Genomic DNA, 5,478 nt, shown 5'->3' on the forward strand with positions numbered 1-5,478 from the left:
ACCTATGAGCTTTCTAAACTAAAATTATTAAAAACAACCATAATTGTAGTACCCTCATTAATATCAAGATTGGTGGTTATTTTGATAATTACCTTGTTTACACTGGTTTTTAACCTAGGAATTGCACTGTTGTTGGGTGAACTACTTGGTAAATTATACTATGGCTTTTTCATAGTTGCTGCATTTTACCTTATAGCAGGAATTATTTTACATTTTTTTCTTCATCATTGGATAAAAAAACCCATCAGCAATTTAATTATCAAACAAGCACTTCAATAAACATCGAATGGGAAAAATATATTCAGAAACCGATCTAAAAAGTGCCATTCAACTATTAGAAAGTAAACAGGCAGTAGAAGAAATGGAGTTGAAAGAACAATTTCACCTTACTTATGAAAGCCTTAAACCATTAAATATCATAAAAAATATTTTTAGTCAAGCTTCCAAATCTGACGATTTAAAAGAAAACATCATTAATAATACAATTAGTCTAACAGCAGGCTATATCTCTAAAATTACATTTGAAAAAGGAGCAAAAAGTCCTTTAAAAAAGCTCTTTGGTAGTGTTGTTATGTTTAGTGTTAACAAAATAGTTGCAAATAATCCAGAAGCAATAAAGTTGTTAGTAAATAGGTTTCTACAAGTAATTAGCAGTAAAAAGCACCAATAAGTTACTATTTATAACTCATAATAAATTCATTAAAAATTTTTAAATTATATGGATACGCTACTTAAATTTCCGCGTTACGCAAAGGTGTTTATCATTTTAATAGGATTTTATGTGCTTATAATGATGCTCTCAATAGCACAAGACATACTTGTTCCTCTTATTTTTTCGGTGATGATTGCTGTTTTACTGCACCCTGTAGTCAACTTTTTTGTAAGGATACGGATTAATAGAGTGGTTGCTATCATTTTAACTTTAGTACTTACTTTTATAATTACAGCAGCACTTGCTGCATTAATATTCAGACAACTTGGCCGATTTACTGAATCGTGGCCACTGTTAGTAGATAAGTTTGAATTATTGTTAACTGATACTGCTAGATGGATTTCACGGTATTTTGACCTAAGCCGATGGAAGGTGAATAAATGGATAATAGACGCTAAAGAGGAAATGCTTAGTATGAGTAATGCTGAAGTTGGACAAACACTTTATGCACTAGGCAATGGAATTGTAACATTATTATTGATTCCTGTTTATGTATTTCTTTTATTATATTATAATAAACTATTAATTGAATTTATTCGCAGGGTGTTTGGTAATAGCAATCAAAATAGAATTAGTAAAATAATTTCTGAAACTAAAACTGTTATTCAACGCTATCTTACCGGACTTGTAATTGAAGCTATTATTGTAGCCATACTTAATATAACAGTTCTTTTGGTACTTGGAATTGAATATGCAATTCTGCTTGGTATTATAGGAGCATTGCTTAACGTTATCCCATATATTGGAGGTGTTATTGCTGTAGCATTACCAATGGCAATTGCTTTAGCAACAAAATCAACCCCTATGTATGCGTTTTATGTTTTAGCACTCTATTATATCATTCAGATAATAGATAATAACATTATTGTCCCATTAATTGTAACCTCAAAAGTAAAAATAAATGCCCTTTTTTCAATTATAGTGGTATTTGCAGGAAATGCCTTATGGGGTGCTTCGGGTATGTTTCTCTCTATTCCAATTCTTGCTATTGTAAAACTGATTTGTGATCATATAGATTCTTTAAAACCTTGGGGCTTTTTGTTAGGAGATACGATGCCTTCTTTGATAAATATTGAGCCTATTTTGAAAAAAATAAAAAAAAATAAAGTTTAGATAAGAATTCAATTGAAAAATAATACAAATTCAGTAGTTTTTCAATTTGTTGTATTAGTAAGCACTATTTTTTAGATAAACTAAGATTGATTTTTACTTAAAATTGTAAAAAGTGTGAATTGTGCAACATTTAAAAAAAGTTATGTAATACCCTAAATAATAATGTAACATACTTTTACCATATGATGATTAATGAACATTTAGAGAGGAACAACACATAAATGGTTCAACAGAGTTAAGGAAAAAACTGGAAAACCACTGAGTAAAACTTAAAACAAGCTTTGTTAAGCTTATTGAAAATAATTTATTGTTTACTATTGGTAGCCAAACAGAAACGATAAATAGACTTCAGGTAAAAGTAGGGTTGTCAAAAGAAGAAATACAAAAATTTATTGCTGATCTATAATTTGAAAAAGTAATTATATAAACAATTAAATCAGCCGTATTAGTTACGGACATCATTTTTCACAAGTTGTTGCACTGCCTCTGAGAAGGTAGATAACGCAGAAGAGTAATCGGAAAATATTAAAGTAGGATTTAGCAAGAATCAAGGGGAGCTGGGAACAGCATTCGTTAATTTTTTTAAAGAAAATTATATATGAAAACCAATTTCTTAAAATCAAAAATCAAGAATAAATTTCTTTATAACAGCATCATAGTTTTTGTTGTTATTTCGATTATTGGATTGATAGTCTACTACATGAGTGGATTAATATACGTCTTAATGAAAATTTTGTTTGTATAACTTATACATCAAAAAATCCTACAAAACCCTTATTTAACTGCTAATAATCAAAACCCAAAAATGGCTGTTCTCTCTAATAAAATAGGTTATAATTCAAGCTATTAAATCCCTTACATAGAAAAAATATTTCCCATTCACCAAAATCACAATGTGTGAATTATACAACTCTTCACCAAAATTATGTAATGCTTTCACTCTTATATGTAACCACCTTTGTACTATAAAAAAATTCACCACAAAAACAATAATTATGAACTCTAAAATTAAAAATTATGATTACTAAAAAAATATTTTTACCCTTTGCAATACTATTTATTGCATTATTTTCAAGCTGCGCAAATGACGATTTCGTTCAAATCGATGGTGTTTGCCCAGTTGTGGAAACGACAAGTCCAGAAAATGGCGCTATTAATGTTCCTTTAGACAAAACCATTTCAGTAAACTTTAACGAAGAGATGGATGCTGCAACTTTCAGCCAATCCTCTTTTACAATCCAAGGAACAAATTTAATTACTGGAACAGTTTCAATAAATGGAACTATTGTGTCATTTATGCCAACAAGTCCACTAATGCCAAACACAACTTATACAGGAATAATTAATACTTCTGTAAAGGATAAAAAAGGTAATGCCTTACAAGAAGATTATGTTTGGACATTTAGTACTGGCTCAACAGTGACTCCTATGGTGGTTTCTTCAGATCCAGCAAACAATGCTATTGATGTATTCCTTAATAAAATAGTAAGTGCGAATTTTAATATGTTGATGAATCATTCATCTATTAACGCGACCACTTTTACTTTAAAACAAGGAGCTGATTTAATTAATGGTATGGTTACATACGTTGGACAAACAGCTTATTTTAAATCCTCTAGCCCTCTTTTAGCTGAAAAAATTTATACAGCAACAATAACTACAGGAGCCAAAAATATACAAGGAACACCTTTAGCAAATGACTTTTCATGGGAATTCACCACAGGAACTATTTTAGGACCTAGCGTAATTTCTACTGATCCTTTAGACAATGCAACAGGAGTTGCTCTTGATAAAATTGTTACTGCTACCTTTAGTATGGAAATGGATATTGCAACCATAAATAATACTTCATTTACATTAAAAAATGGTACAATCTTAATAAATGGAGCTATAAACTATGTAAATTCAACGCTCACTTTTGTGCCAGACAGTCCTCTTTTAGAAGGAACTATCTATACAGCAACTATTACAACTGATGCTAAAAATTTAGCTGGTATTCCATTAGCTAATAACTATGTGTGGGAATTTAGCACACTATCTACTTTAACTGGAACCTTGGTTAATCTTGGAAGTGTTGAGGAATATGGTATTATAGCAGGTGTAGGTGTAAGCAACAATGCTGGATTCAGTGAAATTAGAAATATGAATGTTGGAATCTATCCAGGTGTTCGTACTTCAGTTACTGGATTTCCTCCTGCAATTATTGTAAATGGAGCAATCCATGCTTCAGATGATATTGAACCTCTAGGAATAGCTGCTACCCTATTACAAGCTAAAAATGACTTGACAAGTGCCTATTTATTTGCTGAAGGAGCATCTTCTCCTGCACCAGCAACTGTAGCGGGTGATCAAGGTGGTAAAACATTAGCCCCAGGTATTTACAAATCAACTTCTACACTTTTAATAGAATCAGGTGATTTAACATTAGACGCACAAGGTGATGCCAATGCTGTTTGGATATTCCAAATTGCTTCTGACTTTACAACTGTTGGTGGCGCTGGAGGAGATGTAATTCTTGCCGGAGGTGCTCAGGCTAAAAACGTCTTTTGGCAAGTAGGAAGATCAGCTACTATTGGTGATTACACCATATTCAAAGGAAATGTATTGGCTTTAACCTCTATTACTATGAATGCTTATGCAACTGCAGAAGGTAGAATGCTTGCCAGAAATGGAGCTGTAATAATGACTCATACTAACATTATAACCAAACCTTAATTAAAAAAATAATTAACCCTCTCCAATTGGCGAGGGTTTTAATAAGGCTCTCAAAAATTGATAAACTTTAAATCATAAAATATAATGAAAAATAAAACAACTTTAAAAAAGGGAACACTCCTTAAATGGTCCCTTAAACAAACCCTAAAAAGCGTTGTAATAGTTGCCTTGGTATTTGTGGGAATTCAAGCGCCACTTCAGGCACAGGAAACACAGGAAGTAGAATACTCAAAACCTTCTTGGTACTTTGGTTTAGCCGGTGGTGCAAACTTTAATTTTTTTGATGGTTCAACTCAACAGTTGAATGCAGATTTCACACCTGCTACTACTTTTCATAAAGGTAATGGTATAGGATTGTTTCTTGCTCCAAGCATAGAATTTCACAAACCTGATACAAGATTCGGATTTATTATACAAGCTGGGTTAGATAGCCGTAAAGGTGATTTCGATCAACAATTAACTGATTGTAATTGTCCAGCCGACTTGTCAACTGACTTAAGTTATATTACTGTAGAACCAAGTTTACGTTTTGCGCCAACTAAAGGAAATTTCTATTTATATGGTGGACCAAGATTTGCTTTCAGTCAAAACAAAGCATTTACATATCAACAAGGAATAAATCCAAATTTTCCTGATCAAGTTGCACCAGCAGATGTTGAGGGAGATTTTAGTGCTATTGAAGAAACAATTATCTCAGCACAAATTGGTATGGGATATGATATGCAATTGTCAAAAGCAACCAGCAAAACACAATTGGTGCTTTCTCCTTTTGTAGCTTTTCAGCCTTATTTTGGACAAAACCCACGTTCAATAGAAACTTGGAACCTTACTACTGTAAGAGCAGGTGTTGTTCTTAAATTTGGTGTTGGAAAAAAAGTTTCCGTTAAAGAAGAAGAGGAAGTTGTTTTTGTGACTCCAAAAACTGAATTTACGATTAA

At 31.9% G+C, this 5,478-nt stretch carries 4 protein-coding genes and 1 pseudogene; all 5 read left to right on the forward strand.

The features are described from left to right. Positions 1-279, forward strand: a 279-nt coding sequence (locus tag ABY863_RS12595; protein ID WP_372795376.1) for a hypothetical protein, incomplete at its 5' end; no start/stop codon positions are given. Between the two features lie 7 nt (positions 280-286). After that, entirely contained in the window at positions 287-670 is a 384-nt protein-coding gene (locus ABY863_RS12600) for a hypothetical protein (protein ID WP_372795377.1), read from the forward strand. Between the two features lie 48 nt (positions 671-718). Then, positions 719-1,825: an AI-2E family transporter gene (locus tag ABY863_RS12605; protein ID WP_372795379.1), complete on the forward strand. Its 1,107-nt coding sequence runs from the start codon at positions 719-721 to the stop codon at positions 1,823-1,825. A gap of 1,017 nt (positions 1,826-2,842) precedes the next feature. Then, positions 2,843-4,540, forward strand: a complete 1,698-nt coding sequence (locus ABY863_RS12610; protein ID WP_372795381.1) for an Ig-like domain-containing protein — start codon at positions 2,843-2,845, stop codon at positions 4,538-4,540. Positions 4,541-4,624: 84 nt separating this feature from the next. Next, a pseudogene (locus ABY863_RS12615) lies at positions 4,625-5,478 on the forward strand (flagellar motor protein MotB); the annotation flags it as partial.

It is taken from the genome of Lutibacter sp., from assembly GCF_041562875.1.
Classification (GTDB): domain Bacteria; phylum Bacteroidota; class Bacteroidia; order Flavobacteriales; family Flavobacteriaceae; genus Lutibacter.